Below are 23,723 nucleotides of genomic sequence, written 5' to 3'. Positions count from 1 at the left end.
AGCCAACACGCACTGAAAACAACGCCGCCGAGCCGTTAAGCTCGGCGGCGTTGTTGTAACTGCCGGCGAAGAGCTTGATTAAGGCTGCAGCCAGCGGCTGAGATCGCTTCCGGCATCCAACTGTTGCTTCTGGGTTTCCCCTTTAAACAAAAAGGCGTCTTTGCGCCCCAACAGTTGCATGGTATCGCCTTCAACCAAGAGAGCGCTGCCCTCTTGGATCGCCAAGATCGGCGTAGCGGGATCCACCTTGGTGAACTCTTCCAGCCGTTGCTGGCGGGTTTCGCCATGGTGCCCCGGTGGGTGGAAGTCGATGTAGTGCGGGTTGAGCTGAAACGGCACCAACTCTAATGCGGTAAAGCTGGGCGGCTCGATAATGGGCATATCGTTGGTGGTGCGGATTGAAAGTCCAGCAACGTTAGAGCCTGCGCTCCAGCCAACGTAGTGCATCCCTTGGGCGGCACGGGCTTGGATCGCTTCAACCAATTTAAAGTGGTACAGCTGGTGTAACAGGTGGAAGGTATTGCCGCCCCCCACCAGCACCCCATCGTATTGATCCAGCACACTGGCCGGATCGGCAAACTGATGGGCAGAGTCGATGTGACAACCCAGCTGTGGCAGCGCTTCAATCACCATCTGATGGTATTGATCGTAACCAACGCTGACCCCTGCATAGGGGATAAACAGCCAGCGACTGTTTGGTTTTACAACTCGTCGCAACATCTCTACGGCATGAGCGAGATACCCGGTCCCGTCGGCGCGAGAGCTACTGAGCAACAAAAGGCTCCCTGACATGGTTCTTGTCCTTGTTTAATTATTTTTATGGTGTAACGACGCCAGAGTAGCAAAAACCAGTCGATAAATTCGACGTCCCCTTGAAAAAAATCGACCCAAACCCCATTTGTGCCTTAAGCAACATTGGTTGTGGTTTATAAAGGAGTAGAAATGAAACGCATTGCTTTGTTCTTGATGACTAACCTGGCAGTCATGTTGGTCTTAGGCGTAGTGCTGACCCTACTGACCTCGGTGTTGGGGATCCAACACAACAGTATTGGTTACCTGATGGTGTTGGCGGGTGTGTTTGGCTTTGGTGGTTCGCTGATCTCGTTGCAGATGTCGAAATGGATGGCTAAGCGTTCCATGGGACTGCAGGTGATTGAACAGCCGCAAGATGAACAAGAGCAATGGTTGATGCAGACCGTTGCGTCGCAAGCGGAGCGTGCGGGCATTAAAATGCCTGAAGTGGCCATTTACCACGGCCCAGAAATGAACGCCTTTGCCACTGGCCCCAGCCGTAATAATTCGTTAGTTGCGGTATCGACTGGCCTGCTGTACGGCATGAACCGGGATGAAGTCGAAGCGGTATTAGCCCACGAAGTGAGCCACGTTGCCAACGGCGACATGGTCACCATGGCGTTGCTGCAGGGGGTGGTGAACACCTTTGTTATCTTTGCGGCACGTTTGATCGCCGGTACGGTCTCGAATGTACTGGGCGGCGATGACGAGGAGGGCGGTGAAGCGTCCTACATGACCTACTTCGTGGTGTCGATGGTGCTTGAGATCGTCTTCGGCATGTTGGCCTCTACCATTGTGATGTACTACTCCCGCCAGCGTGAATTCCGCGCGGATGCCGGTGGTGCTGCGTTAGCTGGCCGTCAGAAGATGATCGCGGCGTTGGAACGTTTGCGTAATAATCACGAAAGCTCAATGCCTGCCAGCATGGCGGCCTTTGGCATCAGTGGTAAGTCAGCGATGTCGGAACTGTTTCTGAGCCACCCGCCGCTGGATAAGCGCATCGCGACATTGCAGCAAGGCTAATCTCGGGCGTCATTGCCGCAGCGGTTTTCCCTCGTTGCAAGAACAACAAAACGGCGATCTTCGGATCGCCGTTTTTGGGTTTATTGGGCGGCAATGCGCCGCATCAATGGCAGGATCCTGCGTTGCTGGCTACGGTTAGTGGTTGCAGAACATGACGATCAGGAGATGACGATGAAACTGTTATTGCCCACCCTAGCGGCAGCCACACTGCTGACTTTTGCGGTTATCGCAGCCGATGAAAGTGAAACCTTAGCCGACGTACACGCAGAGATGAATGATGGCTGTGAATCTTGCCACGCCGATGGTGGCGCCCCAACCGATGATTTTGTGTTGGAAAATCAGCAGTGTCAGGACTGCCACGGCGGCGCCGATGAGATTGATGGGGCGCATCACGCTATCCACGAAGAGATGTTGATGTGCAGTGACTGTCATGCGCCTCATGAGATGGCCTTTAGCGACAAACCCAGCTGTGAGACCTGTCACGATGATGGCCGTAAGCCAGAATGACGGTAAGAACTATCAGCGACTTGGTGCAAAATTGAGGGCTTGACCGCTCGGCTTCACAAAACGCGATCTGGATAACGGCGCCCGGACAGATCCTTGCTACAGTTTTGCCCTTTCATACCCAATTGGTGGTATGGCGGACATCAACTGAAATCAAGGACAAACCATGAACCGATCCCTGCTGGCGCTGATGATGGCGTTTGGGCTGAACGTTGCAGCTAACGCCACCTTGGCAGAGCAACACGTTGAGATGAATGATGGCTGTGAAACCTGCCATGCGGAAGGGGCTCCTTCTGCCGATGGCAGCTACGAAGTTGAGCAATGCAAAGCCTGCCACGGTGAGATGGCGGAAATGGAGGGGATCCACCCTAAGCATGATGGCTTGCTGGAGTGCAGTGATTGCCACCAGCCTCACGAACAAGACACTGCCGCCGAGGTAAGTTGCGACAGCTGTCATGACGACGGTCGCAAGGCGCAGTAATTGCAGCCTTAGGGCAGGAATAAAGCGTCAGCATATTGCTGGCGCTTTTTGTTTGTCGATGCGCTCGCCAATGCATACAATAGCCGCCCTTATTTAGGGAGTACCCATGCAGTATCCAGTTAACGAAATCTTTGAAACCATTCAAGGTGAAGGCCATTTCACCGGCGTTGCCGCCATCTTCTTACGCTTGCAGGGTTGCCCTGTTGGTTGCAGCTGGTGCGATACCAAACACACTTGGGAGCTGGCAGAGGCCGAACAAGTGGCGCCGGAGCAAGTGGTGGCCGTTGCACAAGATAAGCCACATTGGGCTTACTGGCCGCTCACCGCCTTGGTGGATCTGTTAACTGGGCCGCAATATCACGCCAAGCATGTGGTGATCACCGGTGGCGAGCCCTGTTTGTACAATTTAACCCCACTGACCCACCTGCTAGCCGAACGTGGGGTGCAGTGCCAAATTGAAACCAGCGGCTGTTACGACGTGCGTTGTGACGACACCACCTGGGTAACGGTATCGCCAAAAATTGGCATGAAAGGCGGCATGAGCATCGCCCAACAGGCACTGGATCGCGCTAACGAAGTGAAGCACCCAGTGGCCAAACAGAGCCACATTGATGACTTAGATGCGTTGTTGGCCCAAAGCAGCAACCGCCCGAGTGTGGCGCTGCAACCGATCAGCCAGCAGGCGCGCGCCACCCAATTGTGTATTGCCACCTGCATTGAACGCAATTGGCGCTTATCGGTGCAGATGCACAAGTATTTGAACATCGATTAAAGCTGCGAAACCTGTGCGCTGAAAAACAAAAAAGGGAGCTCAATTGAGCTCCCTTTTTGGATCGATAATACGGTTTAGGCTTGTGGCCGGTAACGACAACCAGCGGTGCACGTTTCCATGATGTCCACTTGGCACAACTGCGGCAGACTTGGCTTTACTTGATCGTAAATCCACTTAGCCAAGACTTCGCTGGTTGGGTTTTCCAGCCCCTCAATCTCATTCAAGTAATGGTGATCAAGGCGCTCGTAAGTTGGCTTAAATGCCGCTTTGAGCTCGGCAAAATCGAGGATCCAACCGGTGTGTGGATCCACCTCACCCGCCAGATACAGGCGCACCTTAAACGAATGGCCGTGCAATCGACCACACTGGTGTCCCGCTGGTACGTGGGGCAGCTTGTGGGCAGCCTCGAAGTAAAACTCTTTGTAAATTTCAGTGCTCATACCAGCTTACTCTTACTGTGAACCATCGACAGGGCGCAGAATTCTGCCACGGCCTATTTTAGTTCACAACCGTTTCTGTCAATTATGTTAATCACCACAACCGATTGTTATAAGCAATGGCTTAGATGATACGCTGCAGCTAGGAATCATGCCGTGCAGCAACGGCACACAAGGAGAAAGAATGAGAGCAGTGATAGTGGCGCTTGGCCTGTTGGCGTTAAGTGGTTGTGGTGAGCCAGAGCTCGTTTGGCAGCACCCCGATAAGGAAAATCACAACTTTTTGCAAGATCGGGAAATCTGTGCCGGTCGTATTGATAGCATGAATGCCGACTACAAGGCGCTGTTTGATCAGTGCATGGTGAATCTAGGTTGGCAGCAGCAACAGATAAACTAAGGAGCCAATATGGCCAAGGCGCCACTGACCGCAACCGAGCAACAAATTCTGGCGGAGAAAGCGACCGAGCACCCCTTTAGCGGCCGCTTTCTGTATATGAATAGCCCCGGCAGCTACCATTGCCGTCGCTGTGATGCGCCCTTGTATCAAGCCGACAGTAAGTTTGATGCAGGCTGTGGCTGGCCGTCGTTTGATGATGAAATTGACGGCGCCATTAGGCGTAATGTGGATGCCGATGGGCGCCGTACTGAAATTGTTTGCAGCCACTGCAACGGTCATCTTGGCCATGTGTTCGCGGGTGAGCAACTGACCCCCAAGAACCTGCGGCATTGCGTTAATGCCCAGGCGCTGCAATTCAGCCCTGCAAGCCAAGAGTCAACGGAACAAGTTGCCCTCTTTGGCGGCGGCTGCTTCTGGTGCCTAGAGGCGTTATTCCAGCGCATTAACGGAGTAACCGAAGTGGTCAGTGGCTATTGTGGTGGTGACGCCGAGCAGGCGAATTACGCCGCAGTGTGCCGTGGCAATAGTGGCCATATTGAGGTGATTCAATTGCGTTTCGATCCCCGCGTGATCGCCTATCAGCAATTGCTTGAGCTGTTTTACGATTGCCACGATCCCACCAGTGTTGATCAGCAAGGGGCCGATAAAGGCAGCCAATACCGCAGCGTTATCTTTACCCAAGACGCCCAGCAACAGCAGCAAGCCCAGCAGTACCAACAAGCGCTACAGCAGCATACGCCGCAGCCAATCGTAACCCAAATCATCGCCGCCAAACCGTTTTACGCGGCAGAATCGCAGCACCAAAACTACTTTAATGATCACGCTGAACAGCCTTACTGCCAATGGAATATTGCCCCTAAAATTGAGGCGTTAGCCAATAAGTACGCCGACAGGATCAAGCCAAGCGACTAAACTTTATTCATCCTAGCCATGAAATGGATGAACAATGAAAGGAATCGTTTTTACCGAGTTTGTTGACATGGTCGATAACCAATTCGGCATGGAAGTGACCGAAGCGATGTTAGATCGGGTGCAACTGGCCAGCGGTGGCGCCTACACCCAAGTAGGCGATTACCATCATGGTGAGATGATCAGCTTAGTGGCTGCCTTGGCTGATGAAGTGAATGTTCCGGTAGAACAGCTGCTTATCGCGTACGGTCGCACTTTGTTTGACCGCCTAGTTGCGGTGCACAAGGTGGAGCTTGATCGCTTTAGTGGCAGCTTTGATTTTTTGCAGCAGGTGGAAAACAACATCCACCGCCAAGTTCGCAAACTGTACGACAACGCGCAGCCCCCCACCTTTGAATTTGACTCGGTTAATGCCTCGACCATGGAGATGCGCTATCACAGCCACCGTGGCTTTGGGGCGGTGGCCGAGGGCTTGATTCTCCGTTGCGGCGAATGTTTTGGTGAAACGTTGTCGTTAACGCGCACCCCGTTAAACGAGCAGGGCACCGAAGTACGATTTGTGCTGGAACGGGGTTGAGATGACCATCAATTGGGAGCGTCGCGCCCAGCGGGAGCGATTGGCACGGATAGCCGCGGAACAGATGCTAGAGCAGCGCAGTGAGCAGCTTTACGAAGCCAATCAAGCGTTAACCCGGATCAACAGCAACCAAAGTAATATCCTTGAAGATCAAAGCCAGCAGCTTGACCGCCGTCGCCAATATGAAAGCCTATTGAACCAATCCTTTGGGCTGCTATTGGATGCTTCCTTAGTGGTGCCGAAGCGGGTGTTAGGGCAGCTGATCACGCTGTTGGAACAGGAGCAGCATCAGTTTAAGGTGTGGGTTGGTTGGCAAGGCCAGTGGCAAAGCGGTGACATCGAAGACTTTGTGCCGATGTGGCGTAATTACGCCTGGCAAGAACTGACCAAATCCGATCAAGAAGTGATTAAAGCCAATGGCCATATGGGCTTATGGTGCCAATCGGCGGATCATCAAATCGCGCTGTTATTGATCAGTGATGCGGTCAGTTTTGACGATTCAGACTCGTGGTTTGTGCGGTCATTAATGGCCAGCTTAGAAGCGTATGCGGTGAATGTGCGTGCTTACAGCAAGCTGCAAGCTGCACAACAACAAACGGCGCATATGGCTCAGGTTCGCTATCGCTTTTTAGCGTCGGTGACTCACGAGTTGCGTACGCCGCTTAATGGCATGTTAGCCAGTACGGATCTGCTGATGGAAAGCGAGCTCACCCCAGAACAACAAGAGTTACTGACCATTGTCAGTCTCTCTGGGCAGAGCCTATTAGCGCTGGTGAATGATGTCTTGGATTACGCCAAAATCGAAGACGGCGGCTTCGCCTTAAACCCCCAGCCCCACGATCTGCAGCAGCTGATTCAAGAAGCACTCGAAGTGGTGCGTTCTGCGGCGCAGGAGCAGGGCAACCAATTAAAGTTGGACTGGTTTAGCGAAAGCCCCTGTGTGGTTGCCGTGGATCCGTTGCGTTTAAAGCAAGTTTTACTGAACCTGCTCAGTAATGCGGTTAAATTTACCAAGATGGGGCAGGTGACATTAAAAGTTTCAGCCTTGGCAGCAAACGAGCACTGCGACATTCAATTTGCAGTGATTGACGATGGTTGCGGCATCGACGGAGCGACCATCTCGAAAATATTCCAACCCTTTGCTCAGGCCGCAGGGGCCGAACACCGAGGTACCGGTTTGGGGTTAGCGATCTGTAACCACCTGTGCCAAGTGATGGGCAGCAAGTTAGAGGTTGTTTCCGAGCCCGGGCACGGTAGTACTTTCAGTTTTCGACTGATGCTGCCCTTTGCCCAAATTGAACAACAGCAACCGCAAGAGCTGGCCTTAAGTTTGACGGAACAGCAATTGTTGGTGGTGGATGACACTCGGGCCAATCAATTGGTGGCGAAACTGATGCTGGAAAAGGTCGGGGCCAATATTGATTTAGCCAGCAACGGGAAAGAGGCATTAGAGCGGGTGCAGCAGAAACGTTACGATCTGATTTTGATGGATTGCCGAATGCCGTTGATGGACGGTTTTGAGTGCACCAAAACGTTGCGAGAGCAAGGGTGCCTCACGCCAATTATTGCGTTAACGGCCACCACGACGGAAGAGGATCTTGCGCGCTGCTTTGAGGTTGGCATGAACGATGTGCTGTATAAGCCGATTCAAAAAAATGTGATGGTGGCGAAGATCCAGCAATGGATCAACGATGAAGCGGAAATGGTGACTTGAGCCCAGCGCACGATTGAAAATGATGCGCCTTTGCCGTAGCACCCATAGCGCGTATCGTTATAACGGCAATCACTGCGGCCCAAGCAACGCCAGTATTGAATTTAGATGCCCGTTCAAAACGCCCTGAATAATTTTTGTTACTCTCATATGAAAGAGAGCAATAAAGCGAGTGCATATGGATATTCATCATCTGAATTATCGGCAGATCAATCGAATTTTATTTGTTTGTATGGGCAACATCTGCCGTTCTCCTACCGCCGAAGCGGTGTTTCGTGGTCGCGCTAAAAAGCTGGGATTATCGCTGCAATTTGATTCTGCTGGCACCATTGCGCACCACCAAGGGGAGCAGCCGGATCAACGTTCAGCCCAAGCGGGACGTAATCGTGGCTACGACTTTAGTGGGATCACCGCCCGCAAAGTGACCTTGGCAGACTTTGAACAGTTTGATCTGATCTTGGCCGCGGATAAGCAAAACTTTACCGATTTGCAGCAAATGGCGACTACGGATACCCAGCGACAGAAGTTGGCGATGATGTTGCAATGGGGGGATCTGCCTTACAGTGAAGTGCCGGATCCATATTATGGTGGCAGTAAAGGCTTCGAATTAGTGTTGGATCTTTTAGAGGAATCCGCCCAGCAGCTGCTAAGGAACATCGCCACTGCAAAGCGCTAACGCTTTTTACAGACAAAAAAACGGCCACCGAAAGGTGGCCGTTTTTGTTCCGAACAATAACCCTAAGGGTTATTCAGTCGGCTTGGTCATGCCGGAGTTCACCATGCTGGCGTAGCGATTGGCGGCAAAGTTGTTTTTCTTTGCTTCAAACTCTGGAACTTCCACTTCGATCTTCTTCAGCTCAGTATCGATGCTCTTCGGGGCTGCCATCTCTGCCGAGACTGCACCACCGAGTAAACCTGAAGTGCGAGGCTTAGGCGCTTCAACAGGCTTAGCGGCTTCAACAGGCTTGGCGGCTTCAACAGGCTTAGGCGCTTCAACAGGCTTGGCAGCTTCAACAGGCTTGGCAGCTTCAACAGGCTTGGCAGCTTCAACAGGCTTAGGCGCTTCAACAGGCTTAGGCGCTTCAACAGGCTTAGACGCTTCAACAGGCTTAGGCGCTTCAGCAGGCTGAGCAGCTTCAACAGGCTTAGGCGCTTCAACAGGCTTAGGCGCTTCAACAGGCTTAGGCGCTTCAACAGGCTTAGGCGCTTCAACAGGCTGAGCAGCTTCAACAGGCTTAGGCGCTTCAACAGGCTTGGCAGCTTCAACAGGCTTGGCAGCTTCAACAGGCTTGGCAGCTTCAACAGGCTTAGGCGCTTCAACAGGCTTGGCGGCTTCAACAGGCTGAGCAGTAGGCTCGAGATCCATCGGGATCTGCTGAGCTTGCTGCGCACTGTCTTCTGGGTAGCGCGCATTCACTGGATCAGTTTGCGGTGCGTCCTCACCGTCACGGTTCATGCGACGACGGCGTTGACCCGCTGCGCGTAAGTGACGTGGGCTGCGACGAGAGCGACGATGAGCTTGGCGCTCGTTGTCGGTCAGGCTGATTTCGCTTTGTGCTTCGCTGGTTACCGGTTTGGCGACAGCTTCAGGGGTTGCTTCTGCTGGTTGCACTGGTGCCGCTACCGGTGCTGGTGTGGCAACCGCTGCAGTTTCAACGTTAGCGACAGCAGCTGGAGCTTCATCGTGCTTAGCTACGCGAACCGAGCGCTCAAGTTGACGACGCGGGCGACGTTCACGCTTTGGCTGCTCAGCGCGTTCTTGACGATTTTCAACCGGTGCTTGCTGCTGTGGTTGCGCCTGAACGGTTTCAGTTGCTACCGCTTCAGCGTCGCTGTGATCGAGCTTTTGCTTATTGCGACGCTCGTTACGTTCGTTACGACGGGCCTCGTCGCGTTCAGCACGACGAGCGTCATCGCGTTCGTTACGACGGCTGTCATCGCGTTCGTTACGACGGCTGTCATCACGTTCGTTACGACGGCTGTCATCACGTTCGTTACGACGGTTGTCATCCTGCTGCTGAGCCGGTGCGCTCTCGTTGCGATCACGACGGCTGTTGCGATCTTGGCGGTCGTTACGCTCATTACGTTCTTGACGGTCGTTGCGGTCATTACGATCGCGGCGGCCACGACGGCGATCGTTATTGCCTTCCGTTTGCTGCTCGTTGTCATCGCGCTTGTCGCCACGGTTGCGGTTGCGACGATTACGATCGTTGCGCTCGCCACGCTCTTTGCGTTCGTTACGGCGACGGTTGTCGTTGCGACGAGGCTTAGGCTCTGGCTTGGCTTCCTCTTCAGCGGCACCAAACAGGCTCTTAATGGCGGCTGCTAAGCGGGCAAACAAACCCAGTTCCGCTTTCTTAGGCTGTGGCTTCGGCTTGCGCTCTTGGCGTGGACCGCGCTTAGGCTTGTCTTGTTTAGCTGGACGCGCTTCTGCTTTTGCGGCCACAGGGGCAGCAGTGGCTGCCGCCGCAGGCACTGGGGACAGGCTGCTTACCGCTGGCTTATCCAGTTGCGCACGTTCGTGCTTACGCGGCTCGTAAAGCTTGGCGTCTGGACGCTCAACCAAGGAGTAGCTGGCTTCAGCAATGGTGTCGTCTTTGCGATGACGAACCACTTTGTAGGCTGGGGTTTCCATGTGCGGATGCGGGATCACGTACACTTCAACTTTATGGCGTTGCTCAACAATGCGGATCGCTTTGCGCTTCTCGTTCAATAAGTAAGCGGCAACGTCAGTAGGTACCTGAGCTTCAATCTGCGAGGTGTTCTCTTTGATCGCTTCCTCTTCCATCAGGCGAAGAATCGATAAGGCTAACGATTCAGTACCACGGATAGAGCCTTGACCACTACAACGTGGACACAGGTGTGCGGCAGATTCACCCAGAGATGGACGCAAACGTTGACGGGACATTTCCAGCAAACCAAAGCGGGAAATGCGGCCAAGTTGCACTCGGGCACGATCTTGACGAACGGCATCGCGCAGGCGGTTTTCTACGTCACGTTGGTGACGTACTGGGCCCATGTCGATGAAGTCGATAACCACCAAGCCACCCAAATCACGCAGGCGCAGCTGACGAGCGATCTCATCGGCGGCTTCTAAGTTGGTTTGCAGTGCGGTTTCTTCAATGTCGCTGCCTTTCGTTGCGCGAGCGGAGTTGATGTCTACCGAGGTTAACGCTTCGGTTGGATCGATAACGATGGAACCGCCGGAAGGCAGGCGCACTTCACGTTGGAACGCCGATTCAATCTGGCTTTCAATCTGGTAGTGGGTAAACAGTGGCACTTCGCTTTGGTACAGCTTCAGCTTGGATACCGCATCAGGTCGAACTAAGGCGATGTGATCACGTGCTTTTTCGAAGATTTTCTGATGGTCAATCAGGATCTCGCCAATGTCGCTACGCAAGTAATCACGGATGGCGCGAACAATGACGTTGGACTCTTGGTGGATCAACAGTGGCGCAGGCTTAGAATCCGCAGCGGTTTTGATTGAGTTCCAGTGGTGCAGTAACACGTTTAAGTCGTCAGCCAGCTCTTCAGCGGCCTTACCAACCCCAGCGGTACGAACAATTAAGCCCATGCCCTGTGGTACGTCTAACTTAGACAGTGCTTCTTTTAGGTCGCTGCGCTCATCGCCTTCAATGCGACGGGAAATCCCACCGGCACGAGGGTTGTTTGGCATCAATACTAAGTAAGAACCGGCCAGGCTGATGAAGGTGGTTAAGGCTGCGCCTTTGGTGCCACGTTCTTCTTTATCGACCTGAACGATAACTTCCTGCCCCTCTTTGATCGCTTCTTTAACCGAAGGACGACCTTTTTGGGAAGGGTTAACAAAGTACTCGCGGGCAATCTCTTTTAACGGCAAAAAGCCGTGACGCTCAGCGCCGTAATCGACAAAGGCGGCTTCAAGGGAAGGTTCTACGCGGGTGATTTTACCTTTGTAAATGTTCGCTTTTTTCTGCTCGTGACCTGGGCTTTCGATGTCCAGATCATATAAGCGTTGGCCATCGACCAGCGCTACGCGCAACTCTTCTGACTGAGTCGCGTTGATCAGCATTCTTTTCATTGGGTGACTGAATCCATTTTTTTGTCACCGTATACAGATGTCGCCCGGACAAGATCCGGCACCCCAACAAGCGGCAGCCTCGCGGCTGGAATGGGGGAGTAGAGGTTGATAACGAAGCCAGTACAAATGGGCTTGTTACTCACAAGAGCAGGCTGCCGTGGGTATACCACAGATGATCTTAGCGCCTGATTGTCCTCAAATGCGTACGCTTGGTACTGGCGGCAGCCTTAAGGCTACCAGCCAAAAATATTCTCTTATGCCGGCAGTTTCCGGCAGCACCTGTATCGGTAACGATTTTAATTAAATAATAAAAGGCGGGCAGATGACGTTTCGTCAATGACGTGTGTTGTCTTAACCGGGCCACAATAATGTCTAGCTGTGGGCTTATCGGCCTGACGAGGTGCGAGACGCGTTTAAAATAAACAGCGCTGGCTCATCCATGTCCCTGCAATGACTAAAATAACGGCAACTAAGGCGCGTTACTGCCATTGGTGCCGAAAGCATAGCAAGTTCATCAATAGGCGGCAATCAACATATCCACATCCCAGCGGGGCTGCTGCCACTATTTGTAGGGGATCCGCTCTGTTTTCGCTGTCATGGTGTCAGGCTGAAGAGGATGCTGCTGTCTGGTCATTTAGATCTGCACTAAGCGGGCAATTTACTGTGGTTGCCAATAGTAGGTACAATGCCCGCCATGAATGTATCTGAACAAACTCCGGCACCCAAAGTTCAATGGGTGACCATTACCGATGACCACGCCGGTCAACGCATTGACAACTTCCTGATTACCTTTTTAAAAGGGGTTCCTAAAAGCTTAATTTATCGGCTGCTTCGGAAAGGCGAAGTTCGGGTAAACAAGAAGCGGATTAAGCCCGAATACAAGCTGCAAGATGGCGATGAATTGCGGATTGCCCCCATTCGGGTGAGCGAACCGAAAGAGGACGCGCTGCCAAACGCTAAGTTGGATAAGGTAAAGAGCTTAGAAAAGCACATTATCTATGAAGACAAGGTGATGCTGGTGCTGAATAAGCCTTCGGGGATCGCAGTGCATGGTGGCAGTGGCCTGCAATTTGGGGTGATTGAAGCGCTGCGTGCGCTGCGCCCAGAAGAGCGCAATTTAGAGCTGGTGCATCGGATTGATCGCGCCACCTCTGGTTTGTTGATGATCGCCAAGAAGCGTTCAGCGCTGCGCCATTTGCAGGATCAACTGCGCCATAAAACCATGCGTAAGCAGTATTTGGCTTTGGTTAAAGGTGGCTGGCCGGCAAAACGCCGTGCCATTCAAGCGCCATTGTTGAAGCGTGAGTTAAATACCGGCGAACGTGCGGTGTCGGTTTCGGCCGAAGGAAAGCCATCAGAAACGCGTTTTCGCATCGTTGAGTCACTGGCTGGTGCCACGTTGATGGAGTGCAGCCCAGTAACGGGGCGCACGCATCAAATTCGTGTGCACACCCAATACGCGGGTCACCCGATTGCTTGTGATGACCGCTATGGCGACGATTATTTCGATAAAAAGATGAAAGCAGCGGGTCTTGATCGCTTGTTCTTACATGCGTTTCGGTTGAAGTTTACCCACCCTGTGGATGAGGTAACCATGGAGCTGGAAGCGCCAATGGAAGCCAAGTTGGAAAAGCTGTTGGCGAAGTTACGCTAGTCGAAAGAGGTGGCCGACTGCGACATGAAACGGCAGTGGCTTGGATTAGATTGCTGTGCAATGAGCGTGCAGCCGCAATGCAGTAGAAAGGAAGCGTAAGTTCAATGGATATAAAGCACATTGTGTTCGATTGGGACGGCACCATTCAGGATACCGTTAGCAGTATTGTTCAAGCTTGGCAGGATGCCAGTGTCGAATTAGCCTTGGCGGTGCCCAGCGCCGCTGAGGTTCGCTCGATGATCGGATTGTCACTGCAAGTGGGGATCACCCAGCGTGAGCCCAGTCTATCTGCAGCTGGGGTAGAGGCGTTTATTGCCACTTACCGCAAACACTATTTTGCCCTTGAAGCGCAGCCTTCACCGCTGTATCGAGAGATCCCAACGTTATTAACAGAGTTGGCGCAGCAGGACATCGTACTTACGGTGGCAACGGGAAAGGGCCGTAATGGCCTAGACAGAGCCCTAAACAGCAGTGGCATAAGTCATTACTTTGCGGGCAGTCGCACCGCGTGTGAAACGGCTTCTAAGCCGGATCCCTTAATGGTGACGCAACTGTGCCAGCAAGTTGGGATCACATCAGCACACACCATGGTGGTGGGGGATGCTTACTTTGATATGGCCATGGCCGCCAATGCGGGTGCCTATGGGATCGGGGTGAGCTACGGCGCTGGTACGGTGGCGGAGCTGCAACGAGCCAGGCCGCTTAAGATCATCGATGCGCCGTTGGCGCTACTGGATCTGTTGTAGCAGTCTCATCATGGCCATGGCGTTCAATCGCGATGGCCATTTTTTTATCCAGTTGGCCGGTAAGCCAATCCTTTAGCATCACCCAATCACTAATAAAGCTGTAAAACGGATACTTAAACGTGGCGGGTTTATTGCGCTCAAATTTAAAGTGGCCAACCCAAGCGCAGCCATACCCCATCAGCAGTACCGTCCATAGCCACTGCCATTGGCCGCTAACGCTAAGCAGCAACAAGATGGCTAATACCCCAAAGGAGCCAACGTAGTGTAAGCGGCGGCAAGTCAGATCTTGATGCTCGCTTAGGTAATAAAGGTAGAACTCGGCGTAACTGGAAAATGAACTGGACATGATCACTCCTTGCTATGGCTGCAGAGGCAATATCTGCCCAGTGTTACGCCGCGAGTGTTGTGATTAACGGCGGGCGGCTTGCTGGGTAAGCACATCAATGCCTTGATTGGCTAACATCTCACCCAAGGTGATCAATGGCAAGCCGATGAGGGTATTGGGATCTCGCCCCTCTAAACGATCGAACAACATGATGCCTAAGCCTTCACTTTTAAAGCTGCCCGCGCAGTTAAACGGTTGCTCTGCATTCACGTAGCCTTCGATCTGCTCGCGGCTTAACGCTTTAAAATACACCTTAAATAGCTCAACGGTGGTTTGGGCGTTATCGCTGGCGCCGTTCACCAAACTTAAACCCGTATAAAAGGTAACCACTTTGCCTGCTGCACTTTGTAATTGCGCCACGGCGTTATCGAAATTGCCAGGTTTACCTAAGATGGCTCCGTCGACCACGGCCACTTGATCCGAACCAATCACCAGTGCGTTGGGATGACGAGCAGCAACGGCACGAGCTTTCGCTTCCGCTAATCGAGCGACTAACTGTTCGGCTGTTTCATTTGCTAAGGGGGTCTCATCGACGTGGGGTTTATCGCACTCAAATGGCAGCCCGAGCTTGGCTAAAATTTCACGGCGAAATGGCGAGGTGGAACCTAAGATCAGTTGCTTTTGCATCAGGTAATTTCATTGGTGGTTGATTATGGCTGCAAAGGTTAACAAAGGGCGTTGACAGCACCAAGCCAAACACGTAAAACCCTTCGGCTGTGAATACTTTTTGCTGTGGTTGCCATGGTGGGTTTAAGCTTCGACAGCGTCGAAGATTTTTCCTCCAACAGATAGTGGTGAGCGAGCTAAAATTGTTTTGACTCGTGAAACCTCTATCTATAATATGCGCGGCCTATGCAAAAAGTACGAATTCCAGTTACGTTAAACCCAGCCCGATGCTCTCAACGGCACTTACGCTATGAAGGGATCCTTCCTAGCAAAGTGTTAAAGCGTGTCAATGGGATTAGCGCTGGCGACTGCAAGGATCTAGACGTTTCCGTGGAATGCGGTGTCGATGTTCAGGGGATAGTCTACCTCTCGGGGAAGGCTGTGACGGAGCTCACTCTGATATGTCAACGCTGTATGGAACCGGTGAAAATCCCTGTTGCGGTTGAATTCGCATTCAGCCCTGTGACTGATGATTCACAGATAGATGAGCTCCCGGATGCTTATGAGCCAGTCGAACTCGACGAAAACGGCGAAGTACAGCTCCACCAAATAATCGAAGATGAAGTGCTGTTAGCTTTCCCGATTGTGCCAGGGCACGATAACGACAGCTGCAACATGGCATCTCGTGATATGTCGGTGGGTAAAATAGCTGCACCGAAGCCTGCTGATGAGCGTCCGAAGAACCCGTTCGCGGTGTTAGATACTCTTAAGCGTAATTAAACTAGGAGATTGGGGCCATGGCCGTACAGAAAAGTAAAGTAACCCGTTCCCGTCGCGGTATGCGTCGTTCACACGATGCTCTGACCAACGTACAACTGTCCGTTGATGCTACCTCCGGCGAGAAGCACCTGCGTCACCACGTGACTGCAGACGGTTTTTACCGTGGCAAGAAGGTAATCAACCTGTAAGGTTGCTACCGTCTTGACCAGTCTAACCCTAGCGTTAGATGCAATGGGGGGCGATTTCGGCCCCCATGTAACAGTGCCTGCAGCTTTGCAGGCACTGTCGCATTATCCCCACCTAAATCTTATTCTGGTGGGCGATCGCATCGCTATCGGCGAACAGCTGCGTAGCCACAACGCGATTGAATCCCCTCGACTGCAAGTGCTTCATGCCGAGCAAGTCGTCCCTATGTCTGAACGGCCCGCGCAAGCACTGCGTACCCGCCGTAAAAGCTCAATGCGCCTCGCTTTAGATTTGGTCAAAGATGGCCAAGCCGACGCCTGCGTCAGTGCCGGAAATACCGGTGCACTGATGGCCATGGCAAAAGTGGTGTTGCGAATGCTGCCCGGTATTGATCGCCCCGCCTTAGTTGCACGGATGCCTACCGTGGCTGGTGAGCCAGTTTACCTGCTTGATCTTGGTGCTAACGTAGTTTGTGATTCCGATACGCTGTTTCAATTTGCCGTGATGGGATCGGTATTGGCGCAAGAAGTTGGTGGCCGGGATCGCCCCCAGATTGCGCTACTGAATGTTGGCTCCGAGCAGATTAAAGGCAACGATCAGGTGCAGCAGGCCGCGCAATTACTGCTGCAATGCCCCCAATTGAACTACGCTGGCTTCATTGAAGGTGATGCCATCTTCAAAGGTGATGTTGATGTTATCGTTTGCGATGGATTTGTCGGAAACGTGACCTTGAAGACTACCGAAGGCGTGGCAAGACTGTTACTACAACAAGTTCACGATGCAATAAAGGGAAACCCTTTAGCCAAATTATTGGGTTGGTTGCTTAAAAAACGACTCAAGCGTTTGAATCAACATATGAACCCCGACCAGTACAATGGTGCCAGTCTGTTAGGATTGCGCGGTATTGTGGTGAAGAGCCACGGCAACGTTGATAAAACAGCCTTTTTCCATGCGATTGAACAAGCAGTGGCAGAGGTGGAACAACAAGTGCCGCGGCAGATCAAAGACCGACTAGAGTCGGTATTGCTGGAAAAGTCCTAATTCTTCTATGTATACAAAAATTCTTGGTACCGGCAGCTTTGTGCCGGCCCAGGTGCGCACCAATGCTGATCTTGAGCAAATGGTCGACACCACAGATCAGTGGATCCTAGAACGCACTGGTATTCGCGAGCGCCGTATCGTGGGGGAGAACGAAAACGTCTCTACCATGAGTTACGAAGCGTCCCTTAAAGCGATTGAAGCCGCGGGCATTGATGCCAGCGAAATCGATTTAATTATTGTCGGCACCTGCAGTGCGCCTAACTCTTTCCCATCGGCGGCTTGTGAAGTGCAAGCGATGTTGGGCATCGTTGGTGGGCCTGCGTTTGATGTTTCTGCGGCATGCAGTGGCTTTATTTACGCCATGTCGATTGCCGATCAGTTCATTAAATCGGGTGCCGCTAAAAAAGCCTTGATCGTTGGCGCAGACATTCTTTCGGAAGTGTGTGATCCCGAAGATCGCTCCACCATCATCTTATTTGGTGATGGTGCCGGTGCGGTCGTCTTAGGTGCCAGCGAAGAGCCGGGCATTTTGTCGACTCATATCCACTCCGACGGCCGTCATGGCCCGTTGCTGTGCGCCGGTCGCCCTAGTCGCACTAAAGTGCCAACGGTGTCTGGTGCTGAAGATTACATGTTTATGAAAGGCAACGACGTGTTTAAGCACGCGGTAACCCGCCTTGCAGAAGTGTGTCAGCAAGCGCTGGAGCACAACAACATGGATAAAACCGAGTTGGATTGGCTGGTGCCTCATAATGCCAACTACCGAATTTTGAAGTCTACCGCGAAAAAGCTTGGCATGAGCATGGATCAAGTGGTGCTCACCCTTGAAGAGCACGGCAACACCTCTGCCGCGTCAGTGCCAATTGCACTGGACATCGCCGTACGCGATGGCCGTATCCAGCGTGGACACAACCTGATGTTAGAAGCCTTCGGTGCCGGATTCGTCTGGGGCGCCGCGGTGGTTAAGTACTAAGGATTTAATCATGAGCAAGAACGCATTCCTATTTCCGGGCCAAGGCAGCCAAGCCGTTGGCATGTTGGCTGATGTGGCTGCAGAGCACGCTGAGATCCAGCAAACGTTTGCAGAAGCCTCTGCGGTATTGGGGTTTGATCTGTGGGCGATGGTGCAAGATGGCCCCGCTGAAGATCTGAACCAAACCCATAACACTCAGCCAGCGCTGTTAACCGCCTCGGTGGCGCTGTATCGCGCTTATTTAGCTAACGGTGGCCAAGCGCCAGCGTTGATGGCGGGCCACAGCTTGGGCGAATACTCTGCCTTAGTGTGTGCGGGTGCTATTGAATTTAAAGACGCCGTTAAGTTGGTGGCCCTGCGTGGCCAGTTGATGCAGCAAGCGGTGCCTGCCGGTGTGGGTGCCATGTACGCCATCATTGGTTTGGATGACGACAGCATCGCCAAGTGCTGTGCCGAAGCCGCAGGCGATCAAGTGGTATCGCCAGTGAACTTTAACAGCCCAGGTCAGGTCGTAATCGCAGGCCACAAAGATGCAGTAGAGCGCGCTGGTGCTGCCTGTAAAGAAGCGGGCGCTAAACGCGCGTTGCCGTTACCGGTTTCAGTGCCTTCCCATTGTGCGCTGATGCAACCTGCGGCGGATAAACTGGCTTTGGCACTGGAGGAGATCACCGTATCTGCTCCGTCGATCCCAGTGATCAACAACGTTGATGTGGCTATGGCAGATAACAGTGCAGCAATTAAAGACGCCTTAGTGCGCCAGCTGCATTGCCCGGTACGTTGGACCGAAACCGTGAATGCGTTGGCGGCAGAGGATGTCACTAACTTGTTTGAAGTGGGTCCTGGCAAGGTGCTAACTGGTTTAGCAAAACGAATTAATAAAACACTGACTGCGACCACGCTGAATACTGCAGCGGATCTGTCCGCAGTTAGCTAATTTAGGGAGAAGCCCAATGAGTGTCACTCTGGATCTGTCCGGAAAAGTGGCCTTGGTAACCGGCGCCAGCCGTGGGATCGGTAAAGCGATCGCACAAAACCTGGTGGCCGCTGGTGCCAAAGTTATCGGTACCGCTACCAGCGAACGCGGCGCGGCTGCAATTGCTGAGTACCTGGGAGAGCACGGCACCGGTATGGTGTTGAATGTTACTGAAGCGGCATCTATCGAGGCGTTATTCAGCGAGATTAAAGCCCAATACGGCGATGTTGATGTGTTGGTTAACAACGCTGGCATTACGCGCGATAACTTGATGCTACGGATGAAAGACGATGAGTGGAACGATATTATCGATACCAACTTAACGTCGGTATTTCGCACTTCAAAAGCCGTGCTGCGTACCATGATGAAAAAACGTCACGGACGTATCATTAATATCGGCAGTGTTGTTGGTACCATGGGGAACGCTGGTCAAGCCAACTACGCGGCGGCCAAAGCCGGTTTGCTTGGTTTTACTAAGTCGTTGGCGAAAGAGGTTGCGAGCCGTGGCATTACCGTAAACGCGGTAGCCCCTGGTTTTATCCAGACCGACATGACCGAAGAGCTGACCGACGATCAAAAAGCGGGGATCATGAATCAAGTCCCTGCGGGTCGTTTGGGTCAGACCCAAGAGATCGCCGATGCGGTTTTGTTCTTGGCTTCTGATCGCGCTGGTTACATTACCGGCGAAACCATCCACATTAACGGTGGTATGGTAATGGCGTAAGCCGTTACCGTAGCCATTATTGCAAAGGCCACTGGCCAACTTGTAGGCAAAGGCGTTGAATGCGCGTCGAACTACGGCGATTTTGTTACTAATTTCGTGGTTTGACCACCAAGCTAAATGCTTGCATTGTATGTGGAATCGAATAAACTAGACCGCAATTCAACGCATCTGCGTACCTGAACAGGAAAGTATAGACATGAGCAACATTGAAGAACGCGTAAAGAAAATCATCGTTGAGCAACTGGGTGTTAAAGAAGACGAAGTTAAAGCGGAAGCTTCTTTCGTAGATGACCTGGGCGCAGATTCCCTGGACACCGTTGAGCTGGTAATGGCTCTGGAAGAAGAGTTTGACACCGAGATCCCAGACGAAGAAGCAGAGAAAATCACCACTGTTCAGTCTGCTATCGACTACGTTCAAGCTAACCAATAAGCTGAACTTTCAGATTCCTAAAACAGGCGACTTTAGAGTCGCCTGTTTTTTTATTTGCGGAGGTTACCGTGACTAAGCGTCGTATCGTAGTTACTGGCATGGGGGCAATCACCCCAGTAGGTAACGACACTCAAACTGCATGGAATAACGTGTTGGCTGGTCAAAGTGGCGTGGGTCCTATCCCACACTTTGATGCCAGCGAGTTCGCAGTGAAGTTTTCTGCCTCAGTGAAGGACTTCAACGTTGAAGACTACCTGACCAAGAAAGACGCCCGCAAAATGGATTTGTTTATCCAGTACGGCATGGCTGCGTCGATTCAGGCGTTGCAAGATTCTGGACTGGAGATCAACGAAAGCAATGCTCATCGCATCGGTGCCGCCATCGGCGCTGGCATGGGCGGCTTGCAGTTGATTGAAGCCAACAAAGCAACCTTGGACAAATCCGGCCCACGCCGTATTTCGCCGTTCTTTGTGCCTTCTACCATCATCAACATGATCGCCGGTCACCTGTCGATCATGTACGGCTTTACTGGCCCGAACATCTCTATCGTTACCGCTTGTACTACTGGTGTGCACAACATCGGTCAGGCCGCGCGTATGATCGCTTATGGCGATGCCGATGTGATGATCGCCGGTGGCGCTGAAATGGCCACGACCGAGCTGGGTGTGGGCGGTTTTGCTGCAGCGAAAGCGTTGTCCACCCGCAATGACGATCCGCAAAAAGCGTCTCGTCCTTGGGATCAAGACCGCGATGGTTTTGTGATTGGTGATGGCGCAGGTGTGATCGTACTAGAAGAGTACGAACACGCTAAAGCCCGTGGTGCCACTATCTACGCTGAATTGGCGGGTTTTGGCATGAGCGGCGACGCCCACCACATGACTTCGCCACCGGCTGATGGTCGCGGTGGCGCAGCAGCCATGCAGAACGCCATTAACGACGCGGGCATTGCCCCTGATGCCATCGGCTACATCAACGCCCATGGCACCTCTACGCCTGCGGGCGACATTGCTGAAGTGAATGGCGTGAAGAAGGTGTTTGGTGAGCACGCTTACAAGCTGATCATGGGCTCGACTAAGTCGATGACCGGTCACTTGTTGGGGGCGGCTGGCTCGGTTGAGTCCATTTTCACCATTAAGGCGTTGCACGAGCAAATGGTGCCGCCAACCATTAACTTGGAAAACCCAAGCGAAGGTTGTGATCTGGACTTCAACCGCGACGGCGCCCGCAAGGTCGAACTGGATTACGCATTGTGTAACTCGTTCGGTTTCGGTGGCACCAACGGCTCGTTGCTGTTCAGGCGCGTTTAATCGATTCGATTATATCGCTGTTGGTTATTGCGAAAGGCTCCCTTCTGGGAGCCTTTTTTGTTTTTGCATATTGCAATTATTCCCCGCAAACAACATGAGTGATTGATTTTAAAAGTAAATTTTATTGGCACGATTCTTCCTAAAGGTAACGTAAATCCTGTTCGGAGAACGCCCATGAAATCGTCTCTATTGTTATTGGCATTGTTAGGTGGTGCCAATGTTGTTGCAGCCCCTTTCACCAATTGCCCCTCTGAAGCCTATCTGTATCAAGGTAAAACCGTGGTTTACGGTGTTGACTTGGTTACTGGCGCCTATCAAGTCCTGAGCTCAGACATTGGGATCGCCAACAACGTCAATGCGGTGGGTTTTAACGAAGCCGATCGTTACCTCTATGGTTTTTCCAAAGAGTATTTTGACGTTGTGCGGATGGGCAGCGACTACCAAGCAGAGCGACTCAACATCAGTGGCATGCCCAACAAGGTGCATTTCTATGTGGGTGACGTTAAAGACAATCGGTACTGGACCTATCACAAGAGTCACGGCCTTTATTCGATCAACTTAGACAGCAGTGCGGCGGACTTTGCCGTGGCCAATAAAGTGGTGGGCGCCGACACCAGCATGGTACTGACCGATTTTGCCTTCCACCCCAGCAACGGTAACTTGTATGCGGTGGATAACAGCAGCGGCGACTTGTACCAAATAGACACTAACAACGGCAGCAAAACCGTGCTGGGCAACACGGGCGTTACCGGCACTTTCGGCGCAGGCTTCTTTGAAAAGAGCGGTTACTACTACATCAGCCGTAATAGCGACGGCAACATTTACCGCATTGATCTGCGTAACCCAGATCAACTTGATCCCGTGGCTGAGTTCTTCGCGGATGGCCCCTCATCCAGCTCTAACGACGGTGCCCGCTGTGCCAGTGCGCCAGTTGTTGCTGAAAACGTCGACTTTGGCGATGCGCCAGGCAGTTACGGTACGCGGATGGAAGAAAATGGCGCCCGCCACAGTTTGGCGCCGCAAGGGCCGATGCTAGGTGCCTTGGTTGATGCGGAAAGTGATGGTGCGGTGGCGCCGTGGCGCGATGATAACCGTGGCGAAGATGATGAAGATGGCATCGCCTTTATTAATGGCTTGAGTGTGGGCCAAACCGCACTGATTGAGGTGCAGATCACTCGGCAAGATGGGTATCTGCAAGCGTTCTTTGATTGGAACAACGATGGCGACTTTGATGACGCTGGTGAACAAGTATTTAGCAATCAATGGTTAACCCAAGGCTGTCATCAGCTTGCTTTCAGCGTACCGACAGACGCACAGGGTGGGGCAGTACAGAGCCGCTTTAGGATCTCAACCGTTACTGACTTGCGCGCCAGAGGCGGCGCCCCAGATGGTGAAGTGGAAGATCATATTGAAGCGTTGCTGCGTCCTGGGGTTACCCAAACCCAATACCCCAACGGCGGCGGATACGCCACCATCGCCTTCGAGGATCGCTGGCCGCGCATGCCCGACTACGACATGAATGATGTGGTGGTTGATATGTCGTTCACCACCACCATGAGCAGCGGTAAAGTCACCAAGCTGCAGGTGAATGGCCAACTTCGCGCGGCGGGGGCGTCTTACCACAATGGTCTAGCGCTGCATCTGCCGGGGATCAGTGCCAGCAACATCGGTGGCAGCTCTTCGTTAGTGAAATCCGGTCAAACCATTGCCTTGGCGGGGCTAGAAGCAGGGCAGAGCGATGCGGTGTTTGTATTCAGCGAGGACTTAAAAGAGGAGTTCAGTAAAACCTGCCTTTACTACCGCACCATCAAGGCCTGTGACGACGGCATCCAGATGGCGTTTGAATTAACCATCGATTTTGTTGAAGGAATTGATCCCGGCAACATGCCCGCGGCGCCATTTGATCCCTTCATTTTCGCTACGCCGGGCAAAGAGCGAGGCGGTTTCGACCATATTCCCGGGCGTGATCTTGAGATCCACATGGCGGACTATCCGCCAACGCCGCTGGCCAGTGATCGCTACTTTGGCATGGAACAAGACAGCAGTAACCCTGCGAGCGGCCGCTACTACCGCAACAGCAACAACCTGCCGTGGGCGTTGGAGTTTAACCACCGTTGGGATTATCCCGCAGAGCAAGAAGATCTGCTGCAAGCCTACCCGCAGCTAGAGCAATACCTGTTGTATGACGGTGGCCAGTACCAAGATTGGCACCAACGCCCGAACGCGCAAACGCAGCACCTGTTTGAATAACCGCA

25 protein-coding genes are annotated in these 23,723 nt (G+C 52.7%); 20 read left to right on the top strand and 5 right to left on the bottom strand.

Annotation, left to right across the window (positions count from 1 at the left end):
* Nucleotides 1-78 precede the first annotated feature (78 nt).
* Nucleotides 79-792, bottom strand: a complete 714-nt coding sequence (pepE, locus tag Q0796_RS00485; protein WP_298439133.1) for a dipeptidase PepE — start codon at nucleotides 790-792, stop codon at nucleotides 79-81.
* 150 nt (nucleotides 793-942) lie between these two features.
* Here pepE and htpX point away from each other — a divergent pair, with 150 nt between their 5' ends.
* The 4 genes from htpX (at nucleotide 943) to queE (ending at nucleotide 3,572) form a co-directional block, all read left to right on the top strand.
* A complete protein-coding gene (htpX, locus tag Q0796_RS00480; RefSeq protein WP_298439131.1) occupies nucleotides 943-1,815 on the top strand; it encodes a protease HtpX in 873 nt (290 codons plus the stop codon).
* 171 nt (nucleotides 1,816-1,986) lie between these two features.
* Nucleotides 1,987-2,322 carry a cytochrome c3 family protein gene (locus Q0796_RS00475; RefSeq protein ID WP_298439129.1) on the top strand — a complete coding sequence of 112 codons (336 nt, stop codon included), beginning with the start codon at nucleotides 1,987-1,989 and terminating at the stop codon, nucleotides 2,320-2,322.
* Nucleotides 2,323-2,485: 163 nt separating this feature from the next.
* Nucleotides 2,486-2,800, top strand: a complete 315-nt coding sequence (locus Q0796_RS00470) for a cytochrome c3 family protein (RefSeq protein ID WP_298439127.1) — start codon at nucleotides 2,486-2,488, stop codon at nucleotides 2,798-2,800.
* A 106-nt stretch (nucleotides 2,801-2,906) separates the two neighbouring features.
* On the top strand, nucleotides 2,907-3,572 hold the full coding sequence (queE, locus tag Q0796_RS00465; RefSeq protein ID WP_298439125.1) for a 7-carboxy-7-deazaguanine synthase QueE: 666 nt from the start codon (nucleotides 2,907-2,909) through the stop codon (nucleotides 3,570-3,572).
* A 74-nt stretch (nucleotides 3,573-3,646) separates the two neighbouring features.
* Here the strand turns inward: queE and queD are convergent, their stop codons facing one another.
* Entirely contained in the window at nucleotides 3,647-4,012 is a 366-nt protein-coding gene (queD, locus tag Q0796_RS00460) for a 6-carboxytetrahydropterin synthase QueD (protein ID WP_298439123.1), read from the bottom strand.
* A gap of 181 nt (nucleotides 4,013-4,193) precedes the next feature.
* Between queD and Q0796_RS00455 the strand changes: the two genes are divergently transcribed.
* The 5 genes from Q0796_RS00455 (at nucleotide 4,194) to Q0796_RS00435 (ending at nucleotide 8,279) form a co-directional block, all read left to right on the top strand.
* The gene (locus tag Q0796_RS00455; RefSeq protein ID WP_298439121.1) at nucleotides 4,194-4,406 is read left to right on the top strand and encodes a hypothetical protein; all 213 of its coding nucleotides are present in this window, start codon (nucleotides 4,194-4,196) and stop codon (nucleotides 4,404-4,406) included.
* 9 nt (nucleotides 4,407-4,415) lie between these two features.
* Nucleotides 4,416-5,318 carry a bifunctional methionine sulfoxide reductase B/A protein gene (locus Q0796_RS00450; RefSeq protein WP_298439120.1) on the top strand — a complete coding sequence of 301 codons (903 nt, stop codon included), beginning with the start codon at nucleotides 4,416-4,418 and terminating at the stop codon, nucleotides 5,316-5,318.
* Nucleotides 5,319-5,352: 34 nt separating this feature from the next.
* Nucleotides 5,353-5,892, top strand: a complete 540-nt coding sequence (locus Q0796_RS00445) for a heme NO-binding domain-containing protein (protein ID WP_298439118.1) — start codon at nucleotides 5,353-5,355, stop codon at nucleotides 5,890-5,892.
* Nucleotide 5,893: 1 nt separating this feature from the next.
* Nucleotides 5,894-7,606, top strand: coding sequence for a response regulator (locus tag Q0796_RS00440; RefSeq protein WP_298439116.1), 1,713 nt, complete (start codon nucleotides 5,894-5,896; stop codon nucleotides 7,604-7,606).
* Between the two features lie 175 nt (nucleotides 7,607-7,781).
* Nucleotides 7,782-8,279, top strand: coding sequence for a low molecular weight protein-tyrosine-phosphatase (locus tag Q0796_RS00435; protein ID WP_298439114.1), 498 nt, complete (start codon nucleotides 7,782-7,784; stop codon nucleotides 8,277-8,279).
* Nucleotides 8,280-8,348: 69 nt separating this feature from the next.
* Here Q0796_RS00435 and rne read toward each other — a convergent pair whose 3' ends face one another.
* Nucleotides 8,349-11,663 (bottom strand): ribonuclease E, encoded by a 3,315-nt coding sequence (rne, locus tag Q0796_RS00430; RefSeq protein WP_298439112.1) that lies wholly within the window; start codon nucleotides 11,661-11,663, stop codon nucleotides 8,349-8,351.
* A 694-nt stretch (nucleotides 11,664-12,357) separates the two neighbouring features.
* Here rne and rluC point away from each other — a divergent pair.
* Both rluC and Q0796_RS00420 read left to right on the top strand, forming a co-directional pair.
* Nucleotides 12,358-13,317: a 23S rRNA pseudouridine(955/2504/2580) synthase RluC gene (rluC, locus tag Q0796_RS00425; protein ID WP_298439110.1), complete on the top strand. Its 960-nt coding sequence runs from the start codon at nucleotides 12,358-12,360 to the stop codon at nucleotides 13,315-13,317.
* Nucleotides 13,318-13,421: 104 nt separating this feature from the next.
* Entirely contained in the window at nucleotides 13,422-14,063 is a 642-nt protein-coding gene (locus Q0796_RS00420) for an HAD-IA family hydrolase (protein ID WP_298439108.1), read from the top strand.
* On the opposite strand, the gene Q0796_RS00415 is transcribed toward Q0796_RS00420, so the two are convergent.
* Both Q0796_RS00415 and Q0796_RS00410 read right to left on the bottom strand, forming a co-directional pair.
* Nucleotides 14,026-14,409: a DUF962 domain-containing protein gene (locus Q0796_RS00415; RefSeq protein ID WP_298439106.1), complete on the bottom strand. Its 384-nt coding sequence runs from the start codon at nucleotides 14,407-14,409 to the stop codon at nucleotides 14,026-14,028. The genes Q0796_RS00420 and Q0796_RS00415 overlap by 38 nt on opposite strands.
* Nucleotides 14,410-14,472: 63 nt before the next feature.
* On the bottom strand, nucleotides 14,473-15,075 hold the full coding sequence (locus tag Q0796_RS00410) for a nucleoside triphosphate pyrophosphatase (RefSeq protein ID WP_298439103.1): 603 nt from the start codon (nucleotides 15,073-15,075) through the stop codon (nucleotides 14,473-14,475).
* Nucleotides 15,076-15,300: 225 nt separating this feature from the next.
* On the opposite strand from Q0796_RS00410, the gene yceD reads away from it, so the two are divergent.
* The 9 genes from yceD to Q0796_RS00365 all read left to right on the top strand — a co-directional run bounded on the left by yceD (nucleotide 15,301) and on the right by Q0796_RS00365 (nucleotide 23,718).
* Nucleotides 15,301-15,834, top strand: a complete 534-nt coding sequence (gene yceD, locus Q0796_RS00405) for a 23S rRNA accumulation protein YceD (RefSeq protein WP_298439101.1) — start codon at nucleotides 15,301-15,303, stop codon at nucleotides 15,832-15,834.
* Between the two features lie 17 nt (nucleotides 15,835-15,851).
* The gene (rpmF, locus tag Q0796_RS00400) at nucleotides 15,852-16,022 is read left to right on the top strand and encodes a 50S ribosomal protein L32 (protein WP_298439099.1); all 171 of its coding nucleotides are present in this window, start codon (nucleotides 15,852-15,854) and stop codon (nucleotides 16,020-16,022) included.
* A gap of 13 nt (nucleotides 16,023-16,035) precedes the next feature.
* A complete protein-coding gene (gene plsX / locus Q0796_RS00395) occupies nucleotides 16,036-17,061 on the top strand; it encodes a phosphate acyltransferase PlsX (protein ID WP_298439097.1) in 1,026 nt (341 codons plus the stop codon).
* A gap of 7 nt (nucleotides 17,062-17,068) precedes the next feature.
* Nucleotides 17,069-18,034: a beta-ketoacyl-ACP synthase III gene (locus Q0796_RS00390; RefSeq protein WP_298439095.1), complete on the top strand. Its 966-nt coding sequence runs from the start codon at nucleotides 17,069-17,071 to the stop codon at nucleotides 18,032-18,034.
* Nucleotides 18,035-18,044: 10 nt separating this feature from the next.
* On the top strand, nucleotides 18,045-18,968 hold the full coding sequence (gene fabD, locus Q0796_RS00385; protein ID WP_298439093.1) for an ACP S-malonyltransferase: 924 nt from the start codon (nucleotides 18,045-18,047) through the stop codon (nucleotides 18,966-18,968).
* Between the two features lie 16 nt (nucleotides 18,969-18,984).
* Nucleotides 18,985-19,731: a 3-oxoacyl-ACP reductase FabG gene (fabG, locus tag Q0796_RS00380; protein WP_298439091.1), complete on the top strand. Its 747-nt coding sequence runs from the start codon at nucleotides 18,985-18,987 to the stop codon at nucleotides 19,729-19,731.
* Nucleotides 19,732-19,927: 196 nt separating this feature from the next.
* Complete coding sequence (gene acpP, locus Q0796_RS00375) at nucleotides 19,928-20,161, top strand: acyl carrier protein (RefSeq protein WP_298439089.1); 234 nt, start codon at nucleotides 19,928-19,930, stop codon at nucleotides 20,159-20,161.
* Nucleotides 20,162-20,229: 68 nt separating this feature from the next.
* Nucleotides 20,230-21,468 (top strand): beta-ketoacyl-ACP synthase II, encoded by a 1,239-nt coding sequence (gene fabF, locus Q0796_RS00370; RefSeq protein ID WP_298439087.1) that lies wholly within the window; start codon nucleotides 20,230-20,232, stop codon nucleotides 21,466-21,468.
* 174 nt (nucleotides 21,469-21,642) lie between these two features.
* The gene (locus tag Q0796_RS00365) at nucleotides 21,643-23,718 is read left to right on the top strand and encodes an LruC domain-containing protein (RefSeq protein ID WP_298439085.1); all 2,076 of its coding nucleotides are present in this window, start codon (nucleotides 21,643-21,645) and stop codon (nucleotides 23,716-23,718) included.
* The last annotated feature ends 5 nt before the right edge of the window (nucleotides 23,719-23,723 follow it).

The organism is uncultured Ferrimonas sp. (assembly GCF_947489035.1).
Taxonomy (GTDB): Bacteria; Pseudomonadota; Gammaproteobacteria; order Enterobacterales; family Shewanellaceae; genus Ferrimonas.
The sequence above is the reverse complement of the archived record's forward strand: the minus strand, read 5'-3'. Positions and strand labels throughout refer to the sequence as shown.

Coding starts and splice junctions, on each gene's coding strand:
- pepE (WP_298439133.1), bottom strand. CDS start 792: ATGTCAGGGAGCCTTTTGTTGCTCAGTAGCTCTCGCGCCGACGGGACC.
- htpX (WP_298439131.1), top strand. CDS start 943: ATGAAACGCATTGCTTTGTTCTTGATGACTAACCTGGCAGTCATGTTG.
- Q0796_RS00475 (WP_298439129.1), top strand. CDS start 1,987: ATGAAACTGTTATTGCCCACCCTAGCGGCAGCCACACTGCTGACTTTT.
- Q0796_RS00470 (WP_298439127.1), top strand. CDS start 2,486: ATGAACCGATCCCTGCTGGCGCTGATGATGGCGTTTGGGCTGAACGTT.
- queE (WP_298439125.1), top strand. CDS start 2,907: ATGCAGTATCCAGTTAACGAAATCTTTGAAACCATTCAAGGTGAAGGC.
- queD (WP_298439123.1), bottom strand. CDS start 4,012: ATGAGCACTGAAATTTACAAAGAGTTTTACTTCGAGGCTGCCCACAAG.
- Q0796_RS00455 (WP_298439121.1), top strand. CDS start 4,194: ATGAGAGCAGTGATAGTGGCGCTTGGCCTGTTGGCGTTAAGTGGTTGT.
- Q0796_RS00450 (WP_298439120.1), top strand. CDS start 4,416: ATGGCCAAGGCGCCACTGACCGCAACCGAGCAACAAATTCTGGCGGAG.
- Q0796_RS00445 (WP_298439118.1), top strand. CDS start 5,353: ATGAAAGGAATCGTTTTTACCGAGTTTGTTGACATGGTCGATAACCAA.
- Q0796_RS00440 (WP_298439116.1), top strand. CDS start 5,894: ATGACCATCAATTGGGAGCGTCGCGCCCAGCGGGAGCGATTGGCACGG.
- Q0796_RS00435 (WP_298439114.1), top strand. CDS start 7,782: ATGGATATTCATCATCTGAATTATCGGCAGATCAATCGAATTTTATTT.
- rne (WP_298439112.1), bottom strand. CDS start 11,663: ATGAAAAGAATGCTGATCAACGCGACTCAGTCAGAAGAGTTGCGCGTA.
- rluC (WP_298439110.1), top strand. CDS start 12,358: ATGAATGTATCTGAACAAACTCCGGCACCCAAAGTTCAATGGGTGACC.
- Q0796_RS00420 (WP_298439108.1), top strand. CDS start 13,422: ATGGATATAAAGCACATTGTGTTCGATTGGGACGGCACCATTCAGGAT.
- Q0796_RS00415 (WP_298439106.1), bottom strand. CDS start 14,409: ATGTCCAGTTCATTTTCCAGTTACGCCGAGTTCTACCTTTATTACCTA.
- Q0796_RS00410 (WP_298439103.1), bottom strand. CDS start 15,075: ATGCAAAAGCAACTGATCTTAGGTTCCACCTCGCCATTTCGCCGTGAA.
- yceD (WP_298439101.1), top strand. CDS start 15,301: ATGCAAAAAGTACGAATTCCAGTTACGTTAAACCCAGCCCGATGCTCT.
- rpmF (WP_298439099.1), top strand. CDS start 15,852: ATGGCCGTACAGAAAAGTAAAGTAACCCGTTCCCGTCGCGGTATGCGT.
- Q0796_RS00390 (WP_298439095.1), top strand. CDS start 17,069: ATGTATACAAAAATTCTTGGTACCGGCAGCTTTGTGCCGGCCCAGGTG.
- fabD (WP_298439093.1), top strand. CDS start 18,045: ATGAGCAAGAACGCATTCCTATTTCCGGGCCAAGGCAGCCAAGCCGTT.
- fabG (WP_298439091.1), top strand. CDS start 18,985: ATGAGTGTCACTCTGGATCTGTCCGGAAAAGTGGCCTTGGTAACCGGC.
- acpP (WP_298439089.1), top strand. CDS start 19,928: ATGAGCAACATTGAAGAACGCGTAAAGAAAATCATCGTTGAGCAACTG.
- Q0796_RS00365 (WP_298439085.1), top strand. CDS start 21,643: ATGAAATCGTCTCTATTGTTATTGGCATTGTTAGGTGGTGCCAATGTT.